Genomic DNA, 24883 nt, shown 5'->3' on the forward strand with positions numbered 1-24883 from the left:
GCGCTTACCAGCCTTTCACGGCACCGCCGTTGAAGATTTTGTTGGCGGCGGCGTCAACTTCGTCAGACTGGTAGGCCTGAACGAATTTCTTCACGTTTTCCGCGTCTTTATTATCTTCGCGCGCAACCAGCAGGTTGACGTAAGGCGAGTCTTTATCTTCCACAAACAGACCGTCTTTCGCCGGCGTCAGGCCGATCTGGCTGGCATAGGTGGTGTTGATCACCGCCAGCGCGATCTGCTGATCGTCCAGAGAGCGCGGCAGCTGAGGGGCTTCCAGCTCAACCAGCTTCAGGTTTTTCGGATTCTCGGTCACGTCCAGTACGGTCGGCAGCAGGCCAACGCCGTCTTTCAGTTTAATCAGACCGACTTTCTGCAGCAGCAGCAGCGAACGGCCCAGGTTGGTCGGATCGTTCGGCAGTGCGATCTGAGAACCCTCTTTCAGTTCGTCCAGCGATTTGATTTTTTTGGAGTAACCGGCGATCGGGTAAACAAAGGTGCTGCCGACCGGCACCAGCTTGTAGCCGCGATCTTTGATCTGCTGATCCAGATAAGGTTTGTGCTGGAAGGCGTTCAGGTCGATATCGCCTTTGCTCAGCGCTTCGTTAGGCAGCACGTAGTCGTTGAAGGTGACCAGCTCAACGTCCAGACCGTATTTCTCTTTCGCCACTTTCTGCGCCACTTCGGCCACTTGCTGTTCAGCGCCGACGATCACGCCGACCTTGATGTGGTTTGGATTCTTTTCATCCTGGCCGCAGCCCGCCAGAGCCAGAGTACCGATCAGTGCGCCAATTGTCGCGATGGATTTAAATGTTAACGACATATCCCTTCCTCATTAGACTCGCATTAATATGCTGTGAAACTATTTATGGGTAACGGCTTTGACGATGCGATCGCCGCAGAATTGGATCAGATAAACCAAAACTACCAGTAATACTAATACGGTATTCATAACTGTGGCGTTATAACCGATATAACCGTATTGGTAACCGATTTGGCCCAGGCCGCCGGCGCCGACCGCGCCGCCCATGGCGGAGTAGCCCACCAGGGTGATCAGGGTGATGGTCGCGGCGTTGACCAGGCCCGGCAGGGCCTCCGGCAGCAGCACTTTCTTGATGATCTGCATCGGCGTGGCGCCCATGGCGCGCGCCGCTTCCACCAGACCGGACGGGATCTCCAGCAGGGCGTTTTCCACCATGCGCGCGATGAACGGCGCGGCACCGACGGTCAGCGGCACGATCGCCGCTTGCAGACCGATCGAGGTGCCGACGATCATGCGGGTAAACGGAATCATCCAAACCAACAGGATAATGAACGGGATGGAACGGAAGATGTTCACCAGCCCGGACAGGATTTTATACAGCGAATTGTTGGCGATGATCTGCCCCGGGCGGGTGACATACAGCAGCACGCCTACCGGCAGGCCGAGCACGAAACCGAAAAAGCCGGAGACAAAGGTCATCATGACGGTTTCCCACACGCCACGCGCCATCAACCACATCATTGCCTCAGACATAACCCAGAACCTCTACTTTTACCTGATTTTCTTGCAGGAACTTAATCGTTGCCAGCGCGTCTTCGTCGCTGCCGTGCAGCTCCGCCAGCATCACGCCGAATTTCACGCCGCCGGCATAATCCATCTGGGCGCTGATAATGTTGTTGTTCACGTTGAAGCGGCGAGCGGCTTCAGACAGCAGCGGCGCATCGACCGACTGACCGGTGAACTCCAGGCGCAGCAGCGGCTGACGGTCGCCCTGACGCTCCGGCGACAGGCGCGCGGCGTAGTCGTCCGGGATATCCAGATGCAGCGTGGACTGAATGAACTGTTGGGCCAGCGGTGTTTTCGGGTGCGAGAACACTTCGCTGACGCTGTCTTTTTCGATCAGCTGCCCCTGGCTGATGACCGCGACCTGGTCGCAGATGCGTTTCACCACGTCCATTTCATGGGTGATGAGCAGAATGGTCAGGCCCAGACGGCGGTTGATGTCTTTCAGCAGTTCCAGGATGGAACGGGTGGTGGCCGGATCCAGCGCGCTGGTGGCTTCGTCGCACAGCAGCACTTTGGGGTTACTGGCCAGCGCACGGGCGATCGCTACGCGCTGTTTCTGGCCGCCGGACAGGTTGGCCGGATAGGCGTCGTGTTTGTCCGCCAGGCCGACCAGCTCCAGCAGTTCGGTCACGCGCTTTTTGATCTCGGCGCGCGGCGTATTGTCCAGCTCCAGCGGCAGCGCGACGTTGCCGAACACCGTGCGGGAAGAGAGCAGGTTGAAGTGCTGGAAGATCATGCCGATTTGGCGACGGGCGCGCGTCAGTTCGCTTTCCGACAGCGAAGTCAGATCCTGACCATCGACCAGTACCTGGCCTGATGTTGGGCGCTCCAGCATGTTGGCGCAGCGGATCAGCGTGCTTTTGCCGGCACCGGAAGACCCGATGACGCCATAGATTTGCCCGGCAGGGACGTGAAGGGTCACGTCAGAGAGCGCGGTAATGGTGCGCGAACCCTGCTGGAACACTTTAGTGATGTTAGAAAGTTTAATCATATTCTTCTTATTTTAGCGTGGTTGCCCGTGGCTAGATAAAAGTAAACCTCGGCGTGGAACCCAGGTATGTCTCAGATGTTAAGGCGTCTAGACGTCTAAGTCAACGACCAGCGACGTTCTCCGGCGTTCTCAGCGTGGGGTAAAACATGCGATACTGTCAGCGTATACAGGCCCTCAGGAGCAAAGCGGTGACACAAAGCGTTCCAGCAATTTTTCTCGATCGTGACGGTACGATTAACGTTGACCATGGCTATGTCCATGAAATCGACAACTTCCACTTTATTGACGGCGTGATTGACGCCTGTCGCGAACTTAAAAAGATGGGCTTCGCGTTGGTGATGGTGACCAACCAGTCCGGCATTGCGCGCGGCAAGTTCAGCGAAGACCAGTTTATGTACCTGACCGAGTGGATGGATTGGTCGCTGGCCGATCGCGACGTCGACTTCGACGGCATCTATTTCTGCCCGCATCATCCGGAGGCGGCAGTAGAAGAGTATCGCCAGGTGTGCGACTGCCGTAAGCCGCAGCCGGGCATGTTGCTGCAAGCGCAGCAGGAATTGAACATCGATATGGCCGCTTCTTATATGGTGGGCGATAAACCGGAAGACATGCAGGCGGCGATCGCGGCCGGCGTCGGCACCAAGGTGCTGGTGCGTACCGGCAAGCCGGTGACGGAGCAGGGCGAAAAGCTGGCCGATTGGGTGCTAAACAGCCTGGCGGACCTGCCGGCAGCCATCAAAAAGCGGGTTTAATAGGCGTTACGAATGAATAGTGAGCGGTCAGATAAAAAATGCATATTAACGCTTGTCATTCTGAACCGGCTCCCTATAATGCGCCTCCATCGACACGGAACATGTGAACAACTTCACAGAGTATCCGGGGGTCGCAGAGAAAAAATCCTGAAAATTAGGGTTGACTCTGAAAGAGGAAAGCGTAATATACGCCACCTCGAGTTAGCAAGCGAAAGCGTCTAACTCACTGCTCTTTAACAATTTATCAGACAATCTGTGTGGGCACTCCACAAGACGATATCCAGCATCTTCGGATGCAAAAAAATATCAAGTCTTGAAGAGTGACTAACTGAAGTAAAATTCATGCAGTAAATCTTTGAGCATCGCTTCTCGAGTGGAAGCACATCAAGCTTTTAATTGAAGAGTTTGATCATGGCTCAGATTGAACGCTGGCGGCAGGCTTAACACATGCAAGTCGAGCGGTAGCACAGGGGAGCTTGCTCCCCGGGTGACGAGCGGCGGACGGGTGAGTAATGTCTGGGAAACTGCCTGATGGAGGGGGATAACTACTGGAAACGGTAGCTAATACCGCATAACGTCGCAAGACCAAAGAGGGGGACCTTCGGGCCTCTTGCCATCAGATGTGCCCAGATGGGATTAGCTAGTAGGTGGGGTAATGGCTCACCTAGGCGACGATCCCTAGCTGGTCTGAGAGGATGACCAGCCACACTGGAACTGAGACACGGTCCAGACTCCTACGGGAGGCAGCAGTGGGGAATATTGCACAATGGGCGCAAGCCTGATGCAGCCATGCCGCGTGTGTGAAGAAGGCCTTCGGGTTGTAAAGCACTTTCAGCGAGGAGGAAGGTGGTGAGCTTAATACGCTCATCAATTGACGTTACTCGCAGAAGAAGCACCGGCTAACTCCGTGCCAGCAGCCGCGGTAATACGGAGGGTGCAAGCGTTAATCGGAATTACTGGGCGTAAAGCGCACGCAGGCGGTTTGTTAAGTCAGATGTGAAATCCCCGGGCTCAACCTGGGAACTGCATTTGAAACTGGCAAGCTAGAGTCTCGTAGAGGGGGGTAGAATTCCAGGTGTAGCGGTGAAATGCGTAGAGATCTGGAGGAATACCGGTGGCGAAGGCGGCCCCCTGGACGAAGACTGACGCTCAGGTGCGAAAGCGTGGGGAGCAAACAGGATTAGATACCCTGGTAGTCCACGCTGTAAACGATGTCGATTTGGAGGTTGTGCCCTTGAGGCGTGGCTTCCGAAGCTAACGCGTTAAATCGACCGCCTGGGGAGTACGGCCGCAAGGTTAAAACTCAAATGAATTGACGGGGGCCCGCACAAGCGGTGGAGCATGTGGTTTAATTCGATGCAACGCGAAGAACCTTACCTACTCTTGACATCCAGAGAACTTTCCAGAGATGGATTGGTGCCTTCGGGAACTCTGAGACAGGTGCTGCATGGCTGTCGTCAGCTCGTGTTGTGAAATGTTGGGTTAAGTCCCGCAACGAGCGCAACCCTTATCCTTTGTTGCCAGCGGTTCGGCCGGGAACTCAAAGGAGACTGCCAGTGATAAACTGGAGGAAGGTGGGGATGACGTCAAGTCATCATGGCCCTTACGAGTAGGGCTACACACGTGCTACAATGGCATATACAAAGAGAAGCGACCTCGCGAGAGCAAGCGGACCTCATAAAGTATGTCGTAGTCCGGATTGGAGTCTGCAACTCGACTCCATGAAGTCGGAATCGCTAGTAATCGTAGATCAGAATGCTACGGTGAATACGTTCCCGGGCCTTGTACACACCGCCCGTCACACCATGGGAGTGGGTTGCAAAAGAAGTAGGTAGCTTAACCTTCGGGAGGGCGCTTACCACTTTGTGATTCATGACTGGGGTGAAGTCGTAACAAGGTAACCGTAGGGGAACCTGCGGTTGGATCACCTCCTTACCTAAAGATATTAGTTCGAGTGGCGTGCTCACACAGATTGTCTGATAGAAAGTAACGAGCAGAAATACCTTTATAGGCTTGTAGCTCAGGTGGTTAGAGCGCACCCCTGATAAGGGTGAGGTCGGTGGTTCAAGTCCACTCAGGCCTACCACTTCTTGTAAGTGGAAAAGGTACTGCACGTGACTGTATGGGGCTATAGCTCAGCTGGGAGAGCGCCTGCCTTGCACGCAGGAGGTCAGCGGTTCGATCCCGCTTAGCTCCACCATATAGTCCGGTATTGAATACTTCAGAGTATATTGGCGACAGTATGCTGCGAAGTATTTTGCTCTTTAACAATCTGGAACAAGCTGAAAATTGAAACATGACGGCTGAAATTTATCCCTCCGTAGATGTATTGGGATGAAGAGTAACCTGTCATAGAGTCTCTCAAATGTTTGCAGCGCGAACGATGGAAACATCTTCGGGTTGTGAGGTTAAGTGACTAAGCGTACACGGTGGATGCCTAGGCAGTCAGAGGCGATGAAGGGCGTGCTAATCTGCGAAAAGCGTCGGTAAGGTGATATGAACCGTTATAACCGGCGATACCCGAATGGGGAAACCCAGTGTGTTTCGACACACTATCATGTCATGAATACATAGTGGCATGAGGCGAACCGGGGGAACTGAAACATCTAAGTACCCCGAGGAAAAGAAATCAACCGAGATTCCCCCAGTAGCGGCGAGCGAACGGGGAGGAGCCCAGAACCTGAATCGGCTTGTGTGTTAGTGGAAGCGTCTGGAAAGTCGCGCAGTAAAGGGTGATAGCCCCGTACACTAAAATGCACAGGTCGTGAGTTCGATGAGTAGGGCGGGACACGTGACATCCTGTCTGAATATGGGGGGACCATCCTCCAAGGCTAAATACTCCTGACTGACCGATAGTGAACCAGTACCGTGAGGGAAAGGCGAAAAGAACCCCGGCGAGGGGAGTGAAATAGAACCTGAAACCGTGTACGTACAAGCAGTGGGAGCACCTTCGTGGTGTGACTGCGTACCTTTTGTATAATGGGTCAGCGACTTATATTTTGTAGCAAGGTTAACCGTATAGGGGAGCCGTAGGGAAACCGAGTCTTAACTGGGCGATTAGTTGCAAGGTATAGACCCGAAACCCGGTGATCTAGCCATGGGCAGGTTGAAGGTTGGGTAACACTAACTGGAGGACCGAACCGACTAATGTTGAAAAATTAGCGGATGACTTGTGGCTGGGGGTGAAAGGCCAATCAAACCGGGAGATAGCTGGTTCTCCCCGAAAGCTATTTAGGTAGCGCCTCGTGAACTCATCTTCGGGGGTAGAGCACTGTTTCGGCTAGGGGGCCATCCCGGCTTACCAAACCGATGCAAACTCCGAATACCGAAGAATGTTATCACGGGAGACACACGGCGGGTGCTAACGTCCGTCGTGAAGAGGGAAACAACCCAGACCGCCAGCTAAGGTCCCAAAGTCATGGTTAAGTGGGAAACGATGTGGGAAGGCATAGACAGCCAGGATGTTGGCTTAGAAGCAGCCATCATTTAAAGAAAGCGTAATAGCTCACTGGTCGAGTCGGCCTGCGCGGAAGATGTAACGGGGCTAAACCATGCACCGAAGCTGCGGCAGCGACGCTTAGCGTTGTTGGGTAGGGGAGCGTTCTGTAAGCCGTTGAAGGTGGCCTGTGAGGGTTGCTGGAGGTATCAGAAGTGCGAATGCTGACATAAGTAACGATAAAGCGGGTGAAAAGCCCGCTCGCCGGAAGACCAAGGGTTCCTGTCCAACGTTAATCGGGGCAGGGTGAGTCGACCCCTAAGGCGAGGCTGAAAAGCGTAGTCGATGGGAAACAGGTTAATATTCCTGTACTTGGTGTTACTGCGAAGGGGGGACGGAGAAGGCTAGGCTAGCCGGGCGACGGTTGTCCCGGTTTAAGCGTGTAGGGGGTGTGACCTGGTAAATCCGGTTGCATACTAACCCTGAGGCGTGATGACGATGCACTACGGTGCAGAAGTAGTTGATGCCCTGCTTCCAGGAAAATCCTCTAAGCTCCAGGTAACATTAAATCGTACCCCAAACCGACACAGGTGGTCAGGTAGAGAATACCAAGGCGCTTGAGAGAACTCGGGTGAAGGAACTAGGCAAAATGGTGCCGTAACTTCGGGAGAAGGCACGCTGGCATGTAGGTGAAGTCCCTCGCGGATGGAGCTGAAGCCAGTCGAAGATACCAGCTGGCTGCAACTGTTTAATAAAAACACAGCACTGTGCAAACACGAAAGTGGACGTATACGGTGTGACGCCTGCCCGGTGCTGGAAGGTTAATTGATGGGGTCAGCCGCAAGGCGAAGCTCTTGATCGAAGCCCCAGTAAACGGCGGCCGTAACTATAACGGTCCTAAGGTAGCGAAATTCCTTGTCGGGTAAGTTCCGACCTGCACGAATGGCGTAATGATGGCCAGGCTGTCTCCACCCGAGACTCAGTGAAATTGAACTCGCTGTGAAGATGCAGTGTACCCGCGGCAAGACGGAAAGACCCCGTGAACCTTTACTATAGCTTGACACTGAACATTGAGCCTTGATGTGTAGGATAGGTGGGAGGCTTTGAAGCGTGGACGCCAGTCTGCGTGGAGCCATCCTTGAAATACCACCCTTTAATGTTTGATGTTCTAACTCGGCCCCGTGATCCGGGGTGAGGACAGTGTCTGGTGGGTAGTTTGACTGGGGCGGTCTCCTCCCAAAGAGTAACGGAGGAGCACGAAGGTTAGCTAATCACGGTCGGACATCGTGAGGTTAGTGCAAAGGCATAAGCTAGCTTGACTGCGAGAGTGACGGCTCGAGCAGGTACGAAAGTAGGTCTTAGTGATCCGGTGGTTCTGAATGGAAGGGCCATCGCTCAACGGATAAAAGGTACTCCGGGGATAACAGGCTGATACCGCCCAAGAGTTCATATCGACGGCGGTGTTTGGCACCTCGATGTCGGCTCATCACATCCTGGGGCTGAAGTAGGTCCCAAGGGTATGGCTGTTCGCCATTTAAAGTGGTACGCGAGCTGGGTTTAGAACGTCGTGAGACAGTTCGGTCCCTATCTGCCGTGGGCGTTGGAAGATTGAGAGGGGTTGCTCCTAGTACGAGAGGACCGGAGTGAACGCACCACTGGTGTTCGGGTTGTCATGCCAATGGCATTGCCCGGTAGCTAAGTGCGGAAAAGATAAGCGCTGAAAGCATCTAAGCGCGAAACTTGCCTCAAGATGAGTCTTCCCTGGGCCTTTAAGGCCCCTGAAGGAACGTTTAAGACTAAGACGTTGATAGGCTGGGTGTGTAAGTGCAGCGATGCATTGAGCTAACCAGTACTAATGATCCGTGAGGCTTAACCTTACAACACCGAAGGTGTTTTTAGAGAGACAAAATCGTCAGGAACGATTTTGAACAACGCGGAGCGTTGGCCCCGAAGGGGTGAGTATCAGGATGATACGAATAATTTTCAGCGACGTTCCAAGATTGGTTCTGATGGCTTCACGGAAGTGAGGCGGTTGGAATGAAACAGAATTTGCCTGGCGGCAATAGCGCGGTGGTCCCACCTGACCCCATGCCGAACTCAGAAGTGAAACGCCGTAGCGCCGATGGTAGTGTGGGGTCTCCCCATGCGAGAGTAGGACACTGCCAGGCATCAAACAAAGCAAAAAGCCTCATGCGAAAGCATGGGGCTTTTTGCTTTGTCTGTTATCTGGCGTTCTGCTCGAGCATGGGCATGCGAAAGGCCCGTCGGGAACGGGCCTTAACGCCGCGTGCGGCGGCCCCGGAGGGGAGAGTCTCAGGATGAGACGAATTGTGTAGGACACTGCCAGGCATCAAACAAAGCCGAAAGCCCTGAACTGACGTTCAGGGCTTTTTGCTGTGCGTAAAATGGAAAATCCCCGTTGTAATCCGCTTCAGCTTTCATCGTACTGTTTAATATTCATCACAAAACCAACGCATTGTTTCTCTGAATGTCAGATATTCTTCGTCCGCTATTAAGTTTGGCTGTTAACTTATAAATAACAATAAAGTAACAACCAGGGCGGCAGGAAGCCAAATTTCATCATTGTTATGGCTCGGAGAATACATCATGACAGAAACAACCTCGGCTCTTGGGGATGAGCACGGCGTCGAACAGGGGGCGCTGGATAACAAGAAACGCATTTTCGCTATCGTCGGGGCTTCATCAGGCAATCTGGTGGAGTGGTTTGATTTTTACGTTTACTCCTTCTGTTCCATTTATTTTGCCGCCTCGTTCTTTCCAGCGGGCAACAGCACCACGCAGCTGCTGCAAACCGCCGGTGTTTTCGCCGCCGGCTTCTTTATGCGACCTATCGGCGGTTGGCTGTTCGGCTATATTGCCGACAAGCATGGCCGAAAAAACTCCATGCTGCTTTCAGTCTGCATGATGTGCGCCGGATCGCTGGTGATCGCCTGCCTGCCGACGTATGAATCGATCGGCAGCTGGGCGCCGGCGTTGCTGCTGATCGCCCGCCTGTTCCAGGGGCTGTCGGTAGGGGGAGAATACGGCACCAGCGCGACCTATATGAGCGAGGTGGCGATCAAGGGGCGACGCGGCTTTTACGCCTCGTTCCAGTACGTGACGCTGATCGGCGGGCAACTGTTGGCGTTGCTGGTCCTGGTGATCCTGCAGCAGATATTGCCCGCCGAAGAGCTGAAAGCCTGGGGATGGCGCATTCCGTTTGCCCTGGGGGCCGTGTTGGCGGTAGTTGCGCTGTACCTGCGCCGTTCGCTGAATGAAACCTCCGATGCGAAGACGCGTAACCACAAAGATGCCGGTTCGCTGACGGGCCTGTGGAAAAATCGCAAGGCGTTCCTGATGGTGCTGGGCTTTACCGCCGCCGGTTCGCTGACCTTCTACACCTTCACCACCTACATGCAGAAATATCTGGTGAATACCGCCGGTATGGACGCCAAGCTGGCCAGCGCCATCATGACCGTCGCGCTGTTCGTCTTTATGCTGCTGCAGCCTGCGGTAGGCGCGTTTTCGGACAAAATCGGCCGTCGCAGCTCGATGTTGATCTTCTCGGCCTTTGCCACGGTGTTGACGGTGCCGATCCTGTTCGCTCTGAAAGAGGTGAGTAATCCTTATATGGCGTTTGGCCTGATCGTGCTGGCGCTGTTCATCATCAGTTTTTACACCGCGATCAGCGGGCTGCTTAAAGCCGAAATGTTCCCGCCGGAGGTACGTGCTTTAGGGGTGGGCTTGTCTTATGCGGTGGCGAACGCCATGTTCGGCGGCTCGGCGGAATATGTCGCGCTGTCGCTTAAATCGTTTGGCGTGGAGAACGCTTTCTTCTGGTATGTCTCCGGCATGTGCCTGCTGGCGCTGCTGGTCTCGCTCCGGTTGCATCGCAAAGGCAAGGAGATACAGCTGTAATAAAAACCCCGGCCTTGGCCGGGGTCAGCATACCGCTTACAGGATACGGCTGATCAGCCGATCGATACGGATACGGCGCAGACGCCGAATCAGCTTACGCACCTTGATCGGATACTGCTGAATGCTTTGCAGTTCCTGATAATGGCCGACTACAGTGGTATGAGTACGGATGCATTCCAGCTCTTTCTGCCGTTGCTCGCGCAGCTCTTGCTTGGGATCGTGGATCAGAATGGCGTTTTCCAGATCCAGCCGCCAGGCGCGCGGGTTGAGGTTATTGCCGGTAATCAGCTGCCACTCTTCGTCTACCCACATGCCTTTCAGGTGATAGCTGTTATCGCCATCCTTCCACAAACGCACGATCAGTTGGCCGGTGTCGATGTAACGCTGCAACCGGCTCAGGAAGCGGCGCAGGTTGATCTCATACAGGTAGGGCAGCGCGCCGATGATTTTGAACGGCTGGTCTTCCGGAATATAGAAATCGTTGGCGGTTTTATCGCCGACGATGATTTCCACCTGCTTGCCCTGTCGCAGCAGATAAATGATGTTGCGCACCAGCAGCGCCGGCAGGTTGAAATAGGGAGTGCACAGCGTCAGTTTCTGGTCGGTGCATGACATCAGGTGATGAATGGTTTTATTCAGCACGCTTTGTTTGCCTAGCCCAACCATCGGCGTCACCGCCAGCTCATCGTTGCCGGCCTTGCCGCGGAAGTGGTAACCGGCGCGGCGCAGGGCGAAACGGAACAGACGGGTTTCGTTTTTGATCTCCGGGCTTTTCGGCCGATCGCTGCGATCCAGGCGTTGTACGGCGCCGGCGGTGAGCAGATGCTGCTTGATGTAATCGATCAGGGTATCGGCCAGCACGCCGTTGGTGATCAACTGGTAGCGATCGTAACGGTATTTCTCATGCTGATGCAGATAGACGTCGTTGATGCTGGCGCCGCTGTAGATAACGGTATCGTCGACCACAAAACCTTTCAGATGCAATACGCCCAGTGCTTCGCGAGTATTGACCGGTACGCCGTAGATCGGCACCGACTGTTCCGGATGCTGGCTGGCCATGGCGCAGTACCAGTCGGCGTTGGTATTGGCGGCGGCGGCGCCGATGCGCCCGCGCTGTGCGCGGTGCCAGTCGACCAGCACGCAGATTTCCAGCTCGGGCCGCCGCTGTTTGGCTTGATACAGCGCGTTGAGGATCTCACGCCCGGCGTCGTCATGCTCCAGATACAGAGCCACCAGATAGATACGTTGGGTGGCGTTGGCGATGGAATCCAGCAGCGTGGCGCGAAAGTCGGACGGCGCGTACAGAGTACGAACATCAGCAACCGTCTGGGGGAGTTTGGGCAGTTGTGCAAGGTGTTGTTGATGTTTGCTACGTTTAAATTTTGACAACATCACAGTGCGCTTCTTCTCTCATGATTGATGGCCGGAACGCCACAGACTTAAAAACAATAAACCGAATAATCGGGCGATAATACCATTAGTTGCCTCGATTGTGCGTATGTTTTGGCGTTAAGTGGTGGATTCGTAGCGCATTGCGACGCAGGTCACTGCGCGTCGTCGGCCTGCAGCGGCAGCGTCAGATTGACGATGCCGTCCTCAAGCTGCACCTCGATGCCAAAGCCCAACCGCTGCGCCAGCGCGATCATGCCGCGGTTATTCGGCATGGTGATACCGCTCAGGCGGGTCAGGCCATGCGCGCGCGCATAGGCGATCATTTTCTCCAGCAGCTGGCGGCCGAGCCCCACGCCTTTCAGGTCGGAACGTACCAGCACGGCGAATTCGGCGTCGGTGTTGTCCGGATCGGACAGCGCGCGGGTCACGCCGATAATCTCATCTGCCCGCACCGCCACAAAGGCCATTTCCCGATCGTAGTCGATCTGCGTCATGTTGGCCAAATCGTCATGGGTAAACTCGTTGATCTCGCTGAAGTAGCGATAATAGAGGTCTTCCTTGGTCACCCGGTCGATGAAATGCTTCAGCGCCGGCTCGTCTTCCGGCAGGATAGGGCGGAACAGGCATTGGCTGCCGTCTTTCAGCGCGATGGTCTCTTCCAGCTCATGCGGATAAGGCCGAATCGCCAGCCGCGCCTGCGGATCGCCGCTGAACGGTGCGAGCTGCATCGAAACGTCCAGCAGGGTGAACTCGCTGCCGGAAGCCAGCACCGGGTGAATATCCAGCCGGGCGATCTCAGGGCAGTCAAGGATCAGGTTGGAAACCTGCACCAGCAAGCGGCTCAGCCCGGGGATATCTAAAGGCCGCAGTGCGCTGCGCCCGCGGATCTTGCCGCCTTTCACCGCCTGCAGCACCAGATAACGCGCCAGCGCCATATTCAACGGCGGCAGCGCGACCGCGACCTGATTTTCCTGGCGCCACTCTACGCCGCCTTCACCCAGCATGATCAACGGGCCGAAAATGGCATCCTGCTCCACGGCGATGCGCAGCTCCTGGGCGCCGGCGCGGTTGGCCATGCTCTGCACCAGCAAGCCGTGGATGCGCGCCTGAGGATAGGTACGCTTCACGCGGTCGAGGATCGCCTCCGCCGCGCGTTGCACTTCGGTCGCGGTGCGCAGGTAAAGCATCACGCCCTGAACTTCCGATTTGTGCGGGATATCCGGCGAGCGCAGCTTCAGCGCCACCGGGTAGCCGATCTGCTCGGCGATGTGCACCGCTTCGGCGCTGTCTTCGGCGATCCAGGTCGGCAGGGTGCTCAGATCGTAGGCCTGCAGAATGGATTGCACCTCGTGGGTATCCAACTGGGTGGCGCCTTCGGCCAGCGCCTGATGGATCAGGCGGTGGGCATCGGCGGTATTGGCGGTCAGGCCGACCGGCAGCGCGGGCGTCTCCTTCAGCTGCTTCTGGTTGCGGCGGTATTCCACCATATGCATAAAAGCGGTGACCGCGCCTTCCGGCGTGCGGTAAGTCGGAATGGCGGCCTCGGTAAACAGCCGGCGTGCCTCTTGCGAAGAGTATTCGCCGCACCAGTTGGTCAGCAGCGTGATGCGCTTGCCGCGCGCATGACGATGCAGCGCGTCGATCAGCCGCTGCGCCGTGGCGGTGCCGGGCGCAGCCGCGCTCGGCGCGTGGATCAGCAGCAGCGCGTCATAGTCGTGGCTGTCGAGCAGCGCTTCGAGAGCCGCCAGATAACGCTGCGGCGTGGCGTCGTCGCGCAGGTCGAGCGGGTTGCCGGCGCGAATGAAGTCCGGCAGCGCGTCGCTCAGCGTCGCCAGGCTCTCCTCGCTCAGCGTCGCCAGCTTGCCGTTGCGGCCGAGCAGTTCGTCCAAGGCCATCGCCGCCGGCGCCGCCCCGTTGCTGACGATCATCAACCGTTCGCCGCGCAGCGGATGCATATGGCTGAGGGTTTCCACCGCCGAGAACAGCTCATGGGTATCCTGGACGCGCAGCAGGCCGGCGCGCTGGATGGCGGCGTCATAGGCGGCGTCCAGGCCCAGTTGGCTGTTGAGCAGTAATTGCGCCTGTTGGCTGCGGCCGCTTTTGATCACCAGAATGGGCTTGTTGCGCGAGGCGCTACGCGAGGCGGAGAGAAAGCGCCGCGCGTCGCTGATGTTTTCCAGATACAGTAGGATGGCGCTGGTCTTGCTGTCGCGCGCCAAAAAGTCGAGCAGGTCGTCGACGTCGATATCCAGGCTGTCGCCCAGCGCGATGAAATAGGAGAAGCCGACTTCGCGCTGCTGCGCCCAGTCGAGAATGGTGTTGGCGACGGCGGCGGACTGCGAGATAAACGCCAGCTTGCCCTTTTGGATCGGCACCGGCGAGAAGCTGGCGTTGATGCCTTGCCACGGCGCCAGCAGCCCCAGACTGTTGGGGCCCAGCAGCCGCATGGCGTAACGCTGCGCGCAGGCTTTGAGCTCGGCGAACTGTTCCGGCGGCGAAGAGAGCACGATGGCGGTTTTGCAGCCGCGTTGGCCCAGCGCTTCAATCAGTGCCAGATTACGGCTGGCGTGGGTGCAGATGATCGCCAGATCCGGCGTCAGCGGCAGGCTGGCGACGTCGGGATAGGCCATGACGCCGCATACCGCCTTGTAGCGCGGCGTCACCGGCAAGATGGGCCCGCCGAAACCGCCGGCCAGCAGGTTGCTCATCATCAGGTTGCCGGCGCGGCCCGGCTGCTGCGAAGCGCCCAGCACGGCGATCGATTTGGGACGTAGTAGCGCTTCTAACCCTCGCTGGCTCATGCACGGCTCCTTTTGGCAACGTTACGCCTGATTTTAGGCGCTTTATGGCTACATTGCTGTGACCGGTGCCTCCGGTCGGGTCGGTTTTCCCGCCAGATACTGTTGACGGAAATAGCGGAAATGCTGATTCAATCCGTCGGCGGCCGGCATATCGCCCGCCTGTTGCAGCAGGGCGGCGGCCACTTCCGCCGTGCAGTGTTGCTCGGCGCGGCTGGCTTCGCGCAGCTGGTAGGCCGATGCGGCGTCGACGTTGAGTGAAAACACCGGGAATTGATTGAGATACGGGCTTTTACGGAACATTTTGCGCGCTTCCGCCCAGGTGCCGTCCAGCATGATGAACAGCGGCGGTTTGCCGCCGACGGGCAGTTCGCTGAACACCGGCCGCTCGGCGTCGGCGTAGGACGCGGGGAACACCACGTAAGGCTGCCGTGTCGGATCGTTGATGGCCGCCAGCAGGGCGGGATCGACCTCGGTACGCGACCAGAGGAACGCCTGGGTGTCCGGCAGGATATCGGCGATCAGGCGCCCGGTGTTGCTGGGCTTGAGCGGCTCTGCGCCGAACATGATCAGGCAGAAACGGCTGCCGGCCTGCTGCGGGCGAATGGTGTCGCACAGGCAGTTCTTATGCGGCAGCAGGCACCCCTGACAACGCGCCACCCGGCAACCGCGCGCCAGAAAGGGGCGGGTGGCGCGGTCTAAACGGAATTGGCGCAGGCGAAGTACGGCGTTGTCGGTCATAACGATCCTGGGGAAAAACCGTTATTGTAACGCAGAAAAAAGCCCGCCGGGAGGGGCGGGCTCGATCGGGGCGCGTTCGCGCGCGATGGCGGGATACGGCCTATACTTGCCGAATCACACTAACTCGTTGAGCCAGTTGTCAAACGGCGCCTTCGGCATCGCGCCGTTGAGCATGTCGACCATCTTGCCCTGACGGAACACCATGATGGTCGGGATGCTGCGGATGCGGAAACGTGCGCTCAGTTCCGGCTCGGCTTCGGTGTTCACTTTCACGAAGCGCACTTTGCCGGCGCGCTCTTCGGCCACGTCTTCAAAGATCGGCGCAAAGCTGCGGCACGGGCCGCACCACGGCGCCCAAAAATCGACCACGACCGGCAGATCGTCCTGCAGCAACTGGTCCAGCGTGGCGGCGGTGGCGTTGATCACTTCACCGTCGAAGAGCTCATGGCCGCAGCGGCCGCATTTCGCGTTGTCCGCCAGACGTTCTTCCGGCACACGGTTGGTGGCATTGCAAGCTGCACAAACTGTATTCATGTTGACCTCGGGTACTGAGAAAGCATGGTCCCCGCAACGCGGTTGCGGAGATGTTTCTTTAATGCTGACGATTATCGGCAAAACCCGGCGCATGAACAATGAGGTTTGTTCAATGGATGTGATAGTTGGGAGCTTTTAGCGCAAGTTGGTGGCTTCATGCACCAACATCAGGTAATCTTCGCGCCCTGCGCGTTGGTGGAGAAGACAATGAACGATTCATTTAGTGGCAAGAACGGTAAGGTCAAAGTGATGTACGTCCGCAGCGACGACGACAACGGCGACGACCGCAACAAGAATAAACGTCCGGCCGGCAAAGGCCGTCCGGCTGACGGTGCGCGCTCGGGCCGCACCGGTCAAGACAAGGCGCGCGGCGGCAATGACCGTCGCGGAGCCGATTCCCGCCGCAGTGAAAGCGATCGTCCTCGCCGTCCGGCGCGCTCTGAAGATCGCGGCGGCAACGAGTCGCCGTGGAGAACCGTGTCGCGCGCGCCGAGTGAAGAGCCGGCGTTCGATCACGGCGGCATCAGCGGCAAAAGCTTTATCGATCCGGAACAGCTGCGCCGCCAGCGCGCGGAAGAAACCCGCGTTTACGGTGAGAACGCCTGTCAGGCGCTGTTCGCCAGCCGCCCGGAAGCGATCGTGCGCGCCTGGTTCGTGCAGTCGGTCACGCCGCGCTTCCGTGAAGCGCTGCGCTGGATGGCGGCTAACCGCAAAGCCTACCACGTGGTGGATGAGGAAGAGCTGGCCAAGGCTTCCGGCACCGAGCACCACGGCGGCGTCTGCTTCCTGATCAAAAAGCGTCAGGGCCTGGATGCGCAGACCTACCTGAAAACTGCGCCGGCGACCGACTGCGTATTGGCGCTGGAAGAAGTCGGCAACCCGCATAACCTGGGCGCCATCGTCCGTTCGTGCGCCCACTTCGGCGTCAACGGCGTGCTGCTGCAGGATCCGGCGTTGCTGGAATCCGGCGCGGCGGTGCGTACCGCAGAAGGCGGTGCGGAGCACATCAAGGCGATCAACGCCGATGATTTCCTGTCGGTGCTGGATACCTTCCGCAAGGCGGGTTACACCATCGTCACCACCTCCAGCCACAAAGGCACCGCGCTGGCGCAGGCCAAGCTGCCGGCCAAGATGGTGCTGGTGCTTGGCCAGGAGCGCGACGGCCTCAGCGATAGCGCCTGGCAGCAGGGCGATATGAACGTGTCTATCGGCGGCACCGGCAAGGTAGAAAGCCTGAACGTTTCCGTGGCGACCGGCATTCTGCTGGCGGACTGGTGGCGTCAGAATCAGGCGTAATCTGTTCTACGTCGGATAAAAAAACGGGCGCCTCAGGGCGCCCGTTTCGTTTATTGAAGCTTAGTGAGCGCCACCGCCCCCGCCGCCGCCGGAGCTGAATGGCGGTTTCGCTACCCACACCAGCGCCAGCAGCACCAGGAATACCCCGGCCGACAGCCAGAAAATCTCGTTGGCGGAGATGATCAGCCCCTGTGCCGTGATCTCGTTGGCGATGTAGGCCGACGCCTGCTGCTTGCTCATGCCGAGCTGCTCGAGCTGCCGGTACATCTCCTGCGACTGCGGATTGTACGGGTTGACGAACTCCGTCAGCTGCGCGTGATGCTGCGATTCGCGCTGCGTCCACAGGGTGGTGGTGATCGAGGTGCCGATCGACCCCGCCAGGGTTCGCGTAAAGTTCGACAGGCTCGATGCCGCCGCCATGCGTTCCGGCGGCAGGCCGGACAGCGTGATGGTGGTCAACGGCATGAAGAAGCAGGCGATGGCGAAACCTTGAACGAACTGCGGCCAGGCCGAAGCGCCGAAGTCCATGCCCGGTTCAAACGTATAGGCGCGCCAGTAGAAGCACACGGCATACATGATGAAGCTGAAAGTCACCAGCTTGCGCATGTCGAGCCGGTTGCCGAACTTACCGATGATCGGCGACAGCAGCACCGGGATCAGCCCGACCGGCGCCGACGCCAGCCCCGCCCAAGTGGCGGTATAGCCGTACACCTCTTGCAGCAGCTGCGGCAGCAGAACGATGGCGCCAAAATACAGCATGTACGCCAGGCTGATGCACAGACAGCCGATGGTAAAGTTGCGCGACTTGAACAGCGACAAATCCACCACCGGATGATCGTCCGTCAGTTCCCAGACCACCAGGAACAGCAGCGCCACGACCGCCACGACGGTCAGGGTGATGATCTCGGTCGAGTTGAACCAGTCCAGCTCCTTGCCCTGATCGAGCATCACCTGCAGCGAACCGATGCCGACGATCAACAGCACCAGACCGACGGTGTCGATCGGCTTGATCTCGGTTTTGGTTTCTCGCCCCTTCAGCGTCGCCATCGCCGCCAGGATAACGAAGGCGCCGATCGGGATGTTGATGAAGAAGATCCAACCCCAGTGGTAGTTGTCGCTGATGTAACCGCCGAGAATTGGCCCGAAGATCGGCGCGACGATCACGGTCATCGACCAGAGCGCCAGGGCCATCGCTCGCTTGGCGGGCGGGTAGTTGTTCAGCAACAGGCTCTGCGACAGCGGGATCAGCGGCCCGGCCACCACGCCCTGGATCACGCGGAAGAAGATCAGCATGCCGAGGCTGTTGGAGATGCCGCACAGCCAGGAGGCGAGAACGAACAGCGCGGTGGACCAGAGGAACAGCCGCACTTCGCCGATGCGCTTCGCCAGCCAGCCGGTGATCGGGATCGAGATGGCGTTCGCCACGCCGAACGAGGTGATCACCCAGGTGCCCTGCGAGTTGGAAGACCCGAGGTTACCGGCAATGGTGGGGATCGCCACGTTGGCGATGGTGGAGTCCAGCACCTGCATGAAGGTCGCCATGGCGAGCGCGACCGTCATCCAGGCAAGCTGGGCGCCTTCAAGCGGTTTCTGTGGCAAGATGGCCTCCCGCGCGCTTAGCCGGCGTTCGCATGGATCACGTCGGCGATCAGCTGGTTAACCGGCGCCAGATTCAACGCCAGCGCGTCGCTCTGATACAGCGGTTTGTCGCGCACCACGTCAGACAGCACGCGGCCGTCCAGGTTGGCGGTGTCGACGGTCACCAGCGTCGAAAGACCGATGCGCAGCGGATGATCGGCCACCTGCTTGGCGTCGAGCTCAATACGCACCGGCAGACGTTGCACCACCTTGATCCAGTTGCCGGTGGCGTTCTGGGCCGGCAGCAGCGAGAAGGCGCTGCCGGTGCCCATGTCGATACCGACCACTTTGCCTTGATACACCACGTCGTCGCCGTAGACGTCGCTGACCACCGTCGCCGGCTGGCCGATGCGCATATTGGCGATTTGCGTTTCCTTGAAGTTGGCGTCAACCCAGATGTGATCGGCCGGCACTACCGCCATCAGCGGCGAACCGGCGGCGATCTGCGCGCCGACCTGCACGCTGCGGCGCGAGACATAGCCGGTAATCGGGCTGATCACTTTGGTACGCTGCAGCGCCAGCCAGGCGTCGCGCATCTGCGCGGCGGCTTGCTGGATCGCCGGCTGCTGTTCCAGCGGGGTGTTCAGCACCATCGCCTGGTTGGCGTTGTATTGCTGCACCGCCACTTCCAGCGCGGCTTTGGCGCTGTCGACCGCATCGCGAGCGTGTTGCAGCTCTTCGCGGCCGATGGCGTCAACGCTGCCCAGCACCACGCGACGTTTCAGATCGTTCTCGGCCTTGCTCAGATCGGTCTTGCGCAAGGCGATGTTGGCCTGATACTGCTTACTGTTGATGATCAGCTGGTGGGTCTGACGCACGCTGTTGGCCAGGCCGGTTTTGGCGCGTTCAAACGCCTGCTCGGCATCGGTCGGATCGAGCGTCAGCAGCACGTCGCCCTGCTTGACGTAGTCGGTGTTGTCGAAGTTGACGCTGTTCACGCTGCCGGACACCTGGGCCATGATCTGCACCTGGTTGCCGGAGACGTAGGCGTCGTCGGTTTCCTGGTGATGACGCAGCACCAGGAACCAATACACTAAATAAGCCACCCCTATAACAATGAAAATAACCGTCAGCAACAGCAGCCAAAATTTGCGCTGCTTCTTTTTGCCGCTCGGCTGCTGCGGGTTTTGGGTTTCCGCGCTTGCGCTCATGGTGTTCTCCAAGCCTTATATTATTATGCTTTCGAATCCGCTGCGGCCGGGGCCTGATAGCCACCGCCCAACGCGCGGATCAGTCCTATCTTCGCCTGCAGTAAATTGCTGCTGGCATTCAACTCCGCCTGTTGCTGCTGCAATAGCTGCGTCTGGCTGGTCAACAGATCGTCGCGCCCGATAATCCCTGCCTGGTAACGGGCGTTGGCGACCTGATACACCTGTTGCATCGACTGGGCCGCGGACGCCGCCTGCAGCTGCTGTTGTGCAGAGCTCTGCTGGATGGTGATGGCGTCGGCGGTTTCCTGTACCGCATTCAGGATGGTTTGGTTGTAGGATTCCACCGCTTCGTCATACAGCGCGGATTCCTCGCCCAGCTTGCTGCGCAGGGCGCCGGCGTGGAAGATCGGCAGCGAGATCGCCGGCATCACGTTCCAGGCCTGGCTGGCCGCTTCAAACAGATTCGGGCTGGTGCCACTGGTATTGGTGGTCATCAGGCCGGCGAAGGCTGAAATGGTCAGGCTGGGGTAAAACTCTTTACGCGCGGCGCTGACGCGCTGGCTGTAAGACTCCACCAGCTGGCGTTGCGCGGCGATGTCCGGGCGTTTGCCCAGCAGATCCGCCGTCAGTTCGCCCTGCGGCGCCATCAGGTTGTCTGCAGGCAGCGGCACCTGACGCAGGTGCTGCATGGCGTTCGGCCCCTGGCCCGCCAGCGCGGCGAGCTGGTGTCTGAGCTGTTCGATTTGCGACTGCAGCTGCAGAATCTGCTGTTTGGCGACGTCGGACTGCGCCTGGGTTTGTTGCGGCACGTCGACGCCGGTCAGGCCGGCCTGATAGCGCTGTTGGCGCAGCGCGGTCAGGCGCTCGTTGTTGTTCACTTCCTGCTGCAGCAGCTTCTCGAGCGCGAGATTGCTCTGCAGCTGATAGTAGGCGGACGCCACCGAGCTGGTCAGCGTCAGAGCCGCCTGTTCCTGCTCGGCGCGCGCTGCGTTCACTTGCGCCTTGGCGGCGTTCACCTGGTTGCGGTATTTGCCCCACCAGTCGAACTCGTACGCCAGGTTCAACCCCAGCGAGTTGGAGCTTGAATAGATCGGCTTATGCGGATACCCCAGCCCCATATTGACGTTCTGCGGCACGCGCTGACGCTGGGTGCTGGCGTTCAGATCCAGGTTCGGCCCGTTGGCGGCGTTGGCTTCGCCTACCACGCTCTGCGCTTCGCGCACGCGGGCGGCGGCCTGACGCAGGGTCGGCGAACTTTGCAGTGTTTGCGTCATCAAGGCGTCCAGCTGCGGATCCTTGAGGGCGCGCCACCACTGCGGGCTGACGGCCAGCGAACTGACTTTCGGCTGAGCCAACTGCAGGCTCTGCGGATCCATCAGCGTGGATTGCGGGGCAATATTATCGGTAGAAGCACACCCGGCCAGCAGCAACACGGCGAACAGCGGGGTGAATCTCCAGTGAAATGGGGATCGCATAAGTAGGTACCTGAACAGAAATTGTGAATTAGGGTAACTGTTCTGTGATTTCCATTTGATCCAGACGTGCCAGCAATTTGCGCGTCAGCTGTTCCAGCTGTTTTTGCTCATCGTCGGTCAGCGTGGACCACAGGAAATGCAGACATTGGTGCTGCGGCGGCAGCAGTTGACTGAGAAATTCTTCCCCCTGCGGCGTCAGATGCAGATGCAGGCAGCGGCGATCGTTGTCGCTTTCCCGGCGCTCGATCCAGCCGCGCTTCTCCAGCTCGTCGGCGATGCGGGTCGCATTGGTGCGCGAGGAGCCCAGGGCAGAGCTTAGCTCAGAAGGTTGGATGCTGTGGCTTTCCTGCGCATCCAGGGTAATCAGCGCCATAAACAGTGTTTCGTTAATCCCCTGCGCTTTCAGCATCTTATTGCGATTTTCCAGCAGCTTGCCTTGCATGTGCATGCACAGACGGGTCAGCAGGATTTCCTGATAAGGGAAATCTTTCTGCCGCGTGGCGCGGAAATTCAGCATTTGTTCTATGGGGGCAAACGAGCTTTCCATAATTTAGGGCCTCATTAATTTCGTTCGAGATAGTAACGACGGTGACAAATAATGTAAATGTTCAGCCGTGCGGATAATTTAGCAATTCGTGTCATTTGTCAGTGTTTGTAAAGATGTGACGCCTGAAAACGCCAGTGTGAAGCCAAACGGTCGGAGGCGGCGTCAGCCAGGGCCGAAAAACATTAACAATTTTAATGTGACGCCAAAGGCCGTCGCGCCGAGCAGCGTCGACAGAATGATGCTTTTACTGCGGTAGAAACACAGCGCCAGCGCGGCGAACCCCGCTAACGTCGGCAGCAGCTTGTCCGGTTCGCGCATCACCACCGGCGTGCTGGAGACCACCAGCAGGGCGCAGATGGAGGCGATGCCGATGCTGTCGAGCAGCAGGGCGGCTTTGCCGCGTTTGATGCCGGGCTGAGCGCGCGCCGGCGCCAGCCGCAGCGGCAGATAACGGAACAGGTAGTTGGCGCAGCCCACCACCAGGCCGATCACCAGCACATCAGTGTTCATGGCTGGCCTCCGCGTGCGGGGGTTGGAACAGGGCGGCGGCGCAGCCGGCGCCGATGCCGGCCAAAATGGCGACCGGAATGGAGAACAGCACCACGCCGAGCAGCGCGCCGGCCAGCGCGGCGGCGATGGTCAGGCTCTGCGGGCGCCGGAAGGCGGCCAGCAGGAAACTGAGAAACAGCGCCGGCAGCATGAAGGCGAGCGAGGCCTCGATCACCGGGAACTGCTCCAGCGGGCCGTTGCCGAACAGCGCGCCGAGCGCGGTGCCGGCCACCCAGGAGAGCCAGGAACAGAGCGCGATGCCCAGCATCCAGTTTTCGCTCCAGCTGCGGTTATTGCGCATCAGCCTGGCGGTGGCGGCGGCGAAGACCTCATCGGTCAGGCCAAAGGCCCACAGCGCCGTTTTGCCGGGCGACAGGCGCGAGACGATGCGGTGACGCAGCGCCGGGCCATACAACAGGTGGCGCACGTCCATCGCCATTACCGTCAGCGCGGAGACCCACAGCGACATGCCGGCGCTCAGCAGGGCGGTGATCACGAACTGGCTGGCGCCGGCGTAGATGATGCAGGAGAAGAAAATGCTTTCCAGCGGGGAAAAGCCCAGTTTGACGGCGCTGAGGCCGAAAGCGAACGCCACCGGCACGTACCCGATGACGATCGGCAAACTGTCGACGACGCCGTTGGCGAAGGTGGCGCTGACGGCGGGCGGAGTAAGGCTGTCTGCAGCTTGGCTTTGCATGGTTGTGGGTCGCAGGGTAGATAGGTCGTCAATAGTTTATGCCCAGAACATTACCAGAGAGTAAGTAATGTTTATACCCTGCACCGCTAATAAATTTCTTTAGTGACTATTTGCACGATAATCAGATTGCCGCCGGCCCCTGCGGATCGTGATGCTTGCCGAGCCACCAGGTCAGCAGGTTGAGCAGGCATAACACCCCTCCGACGGCGGCTACGCCGTACCAGCCGGCATGCTGATAGGCGGACGCGGAGAGCAGCGAACCGAGGGCGCCGCCGATAAAGTAGCTGGTCATGTAGCCGGCGGTCAGGCGGTTGCGCGCCTCCGGCATGATGCGATACATCACGCTCTGGTTGGTGACGTGTACCGCCTGCACCGCCAGATCGAGGATCAGGATGCCGGCGATCAGCGCCCACAGCGATTGTTTAGCCAGCGCGATAGGTATCCAGGACAGCAGCAGCAATACCAGGCCGACGGTGGTGGTCAACCCGGCCTTGCCTTTGTCCGCCAGATGCCCGGCGCGCGAAGCGGCCAGCGCTCCGGCGGCGCCCACCAGACCGAACAGTCCGATCACCCCTTCGGAATAGTTGAACGGCGGCGCGGCGAGCAGAAAGGCCATTGAGGTCCAGAGTACGCTGAAGTTGGCGAACGACAGCGCGCCGAGAATGGCGCGGGTGCGCAGCAGCGGCGTGCGGCAGAACAGGCTGAAGATCGAGGCCAGCAGCTGCGGGTAGTTCAGCCCGGAGTGTTGCTTATAGCGCGGCAGCGCGCGCCACAGGATCAGCGCCATCAGGATCATCAGCACGCTGGCGACCCAGTAGATGGTGCGCCAGCCGCCGAACGACGCCAAGGCGCCCGCGACGGTGCGCGCAAGCAGGATGCCGAGCAGCAGGCCGCTCATGATGATGCCGACGGTCTTGCCGCGCTTTTCCGGGTGGGCCAGCGTGGCGGCCAGCGGCACCAGGATCTGCGCCACCACCGAGAACAGCCCGGTGAGCGCGGTGCCGAGGATCATCATCGGCAGCGTGGCGGAAGTAGCGGTGATCAGCATGCCGCCGGCGGCCAGCAGCGTCATGAACACGATCAGCCCGCGGCGCTCGAACATATCGCCGAGCGGCACCAGCAGCAGCAGGCCGGTTGCATAACCGAGCTGCGCGGCGGTGACGATAAAGCCGGCCTGGTTGACCGACAGGTTGAAACTGGTGGCGATGGTTTCCAGCAGCGGTTGCGCGTAATAGTTGCTGGCGACCGCCAGGCCGGTAGCGATGGCGATCAGCACGGTCAGCGCCGGGCTGAGGCCCGGATGGGCGTTTTGTTGGCTCATGGTTTTTTCATCACGGGAAGAAGATGGCGCGCAGTATCCGGCAACGCGCGTCCGGAAACCAATGTATAATTTTCATTTTATTTATCTCATTTCAAGATAGA

General features: G+C 58.6%; 17 protein-coding genes, 2 tRNA genes and 3 rRNA genes. 8 read left to right on the plus strand and 14 right to left on the minus strand.

Translation table 11 applies throughout. The features are described 5' to 3' along the window. Nucleotides 1–4: 4 nt before the first annotated feature. The 3 genes from J0X03_RS04615 to metN are packed head-to-tail and all read right to left on the minus strand — an operon-like array spanning nucleotide 5 to nucleotide 2537. Nucleotides 5–820, minus strand: coding sequence for a MetQ/NlpA family lipoprotein (locus J0X03_RS04615; protein WP_025304010.1), 816 nt, complete (start codon nucleotides 818–820; stop codon nucleotides 5–7). Nucleotides 821–859: 39 nt separating this feature from the next. Continuing rightward, nucleotides 860–1513, minus strand: a complete 654-nt coding sequence (locus tag J0X03_RS04620) for a methionine ABC transporter permease MetI (protein ID WP_004932010.1) — start codon at nucleotides 1511–1513, stop codon at nucleotides 860–862. Beyond that, entirely contained in the window at nucleotides 1506–2537 is a 1032-nt protein-coding gene (gene metN / locus J0X03_RS04625) for a methionine ABC transporter ATP-binding protein MetN (RefSeq protein WP_004932012.1), read from the minus strand. Before metN ends, J0X03_RS04620 begins: the two co-directional genes overlap by 8 nt. A gap of 188 nt (nucleotides 2538–2725) precedes the next feature. Here metN and gmhB point away from each other — a divergent pair, with 188 nt between their 5' ends. The 7 genes from gmhB to J0X03_RS04660 all read left to right on the plus strand — a co-directional run bounded on the left by gmhB (nucleotide 2726) and on the right by J0X03_RS04660 (nucleotide 10643). Next, on the plus strand, nucleotides 2726–3289 hold the full coding sequence (gene gmhB / locus J0X03_RS04630; RefSeq protein ID WP_025304009.1) for a D-glycero-beta-D-manno-heptose 1,7-bisphosphate 7-phosphatase: 564 nt from the start codon (nucleotides 2726–2728) through the stop codon (nucleotides 3287–3289). Between the two features lie 393 nt (nucleotides 3290–3682). Continuing rightward, a 16S ribosomal RNA gene (locus tag J0X03_RS04635) occupies nucleotides 3683–5224 on the plus strand. 74 nt (nucleotides 5225–5298) lie between these two features. Next, nucleotides 5299–5375: transfer RNA gene (locus J0X03_RS04640), tRNA-Ile, on the plus strand. A 38-nt stretch (nucleotides 5376–5413) separates the two neighbouring features. Then, nucleotides 5414–5489 (plus strand) — tRNA-Ala (locus tag J0X03_RS04645). Between the two features lie 206 nt (nucleotides 5490–5695). Then, nucleotides 5696–8602: ribosomal RNA gene (locus J0X03_RS04650) — 23S ribosomal RNA — on the plus strand. Nucleotides 8603–8777: 175 nt separating this feature from the next. Next, nucleotides 8778–8893, plus strand: a 5S ribosomal RNA gene (gene rrf, locus J0X03_RS04655). Together the 16S, 23S and 5S rRNA genes with 2 tRNA genes alongside form the textbook arrangement of a ribosomal RNA operon. Before the next feature lie 439 nt (nucleotides 8894–9332). Continuing rightward, a complete protein-coding gene (locus J0X03_RS04660; RefSeq protein ID WP_033644171.1) occupies nucleotides 9333–10643 on the plus strand; it encodes an MFS family transporter in 1311 nt (436 codons plus the stop codon). A gap of 36 nt (nucleotides 10644–10679) precedes the next feature. Here J0X03_RS04660 and pssA read toward each other — a convergent pair whose 3' ends face one another. The 4 genes from pssA to trxC all read right to left on the minus strand — a co-directional run bounded on the left by pssA (nucleotide 10680) and on the right by trxC (nucleotide 16108). Further along, entirely contained in the window at nucleotides 10680–12035 is a 1356-nt protein-coding gene (gene pssA, locus J0X03_RS04665) for a CDP-diacylglycerol--serine O-phosphatidyltransferase (RefSeq protein ID WP_033644170.1), read from the minus strand. Between the two features lie 152 nt (nucleotides 12036–12187). Next, nucleotides 12188–14836, minus strand: a complete 2649-nt coding sequence (locus J0X03_RS04670; protein ID WP_033644169.1) for a bifunctional acetate--CoA ligase family protein/GNAT family N-acetyltransferase — start codon at nucleotides 14834–14836, stop codon at nucleotides 12188–12190. 48 nt (nucleotides 14837–14884) lie between these two features. Next, nucleotides 14885–15574: a tRNA-uridine aminocarboxypropyltransferase gene (locus tag J0X03_RS04675; RefSeq protein WP_047573925.1), complete on the minus strand. Its 690-nt coding sequence runs from the start codon at nucleotides 15572–15574 to the stop codon at nucleotides 14885–14887. A gap of 114 nt (nucleotides 15575–15688) precedes the next feature. Next, on the minus strand, nucleotides 15689–16108 hold the full coding sequence (gene trxC / locus J0X03_RS04680) for a thioredoxin TrxC (protein WP_004928868.1): 420 nt from the start codon (nucleotides 16106–16108) through the stop codon (nucleotides 15689–15691). A 207-nt stretch (nucleotides 16109–16315) separates the two neighbouring features. On the opposite strand from trxC, the gene J0X03_RS04685 reads away from it, so the two are divergent. Next, nucleotides 16316–17404, plus strand: coding sequence for a tRNA/rRNA methyltransferase (locus J0X03_RS04685; protein WP_033644167.1), 1089 nt, complete (start codon nucleotides 16316–16318; stop codon nucleotides 17402–17404). Between the two features lie 60 nt (nucleotides 17405–17464). On the opposite strand, the gene emrB is transcribed toward J0X03_RS04685, so the two are convergent. The 7 genes from emrB to J0X03_RS04720 form a co-directional block, all read right to left on the minus strand. Further along, entirely contained in the window at nucleotides 17465–19003 is a 1539-nt protein-coding gene (emrB, locus tag J0X03_RS04690; RefSeq protein WP_033644166.1) for a multidrug efflux MFS transporter permease subunit EmrB, read from the minus strand. Between the two features lie 17 nt (nucleotides 19004–19020). Next, nucleotides 19021–20193, minus strand: coding sequence for a multidrug efflux MFS transporter periplasmic adaptor subunit EmrA (emrA, locus tag J0X03_RS04695; RefSeq protein WP_016929855.1), 1173 nt, complete (start codon nucleotides 20191–20193; stop codon nucleotides 19021–19023). A 23-nt stretch (nucleotides 20194–20216) separates the two neighbouring features. Beyond that, entirely contained in the window at nucleotides 20217–21668 is a 1452-nt protein-coding gene (locus tag J0X03_RS04700) for an efflux transporter outer membrane subunit (protein WP_033644165.1), read from the minus strand. A 28-nt stretch (nucleotides 21669–21696) separates the two neighbouring features. Next, nucleotides 21697–22215: a transcriptional repressor MprA gene (gene mprA, locus J0X03_RS04705; protein WP_004928879.1), complete on the minus strand. Its 519-nt coding sequence runs from the start codon at nucleotides 22213–22215 to the stop codon at nucleotides 21697–21699. A gap of 162 nt (nucleotides 22216–22377) precedes the next feature. After that, entirely contained in the window at nucleotides 22378–22725 is a 348-nt protein-coding gene (gene ygaH, locus J0X03_RS04710; RefSeq protein WP_033644164.1) for an L-valine transporter subunit YgaH, read from the minus strand. Further along, complete coding sequence (locus J0X03_RS04715; RefSeq protein ID WP_033644163.1) at nucleotides 22715–23461, minus strand: AzlC family ABC transporter permease; 747 nt, start codon at nucleotides 23459–23461, stop codon at nucleotides 22715–22717. Before J0X03_RS04715 ends, ygaH begins: the two co-directional genes overlap by 11 nt. Before the next feature lie 121 nt (nucleotides 23462–23582). After that, the gene (locus J0X03_RS04720; protein ID WP_103101674.1) at nucleotides 23583–24782 is read right to left on the minus strand and encodes an MFS transporter; all 1200 of its coding nucleotides are present in this window, start codon (nucleotides 24780–24782) and stop codon (nucleotides 23583–23585) included. Between the last annotated feature and the right edge of the window lie 101 nt (nucleotides 24783–24883).

This window comes from Serratia ureilytica (genome assembly GCF_017309605.1).
Taxonomy (GTDB): domain Bacteria; phylum Pseudomonadota; class Gammaproteobacteria; order Enterobacterales; family Enterobacteriaceae; genus Serratia; species Serratia ureilytica.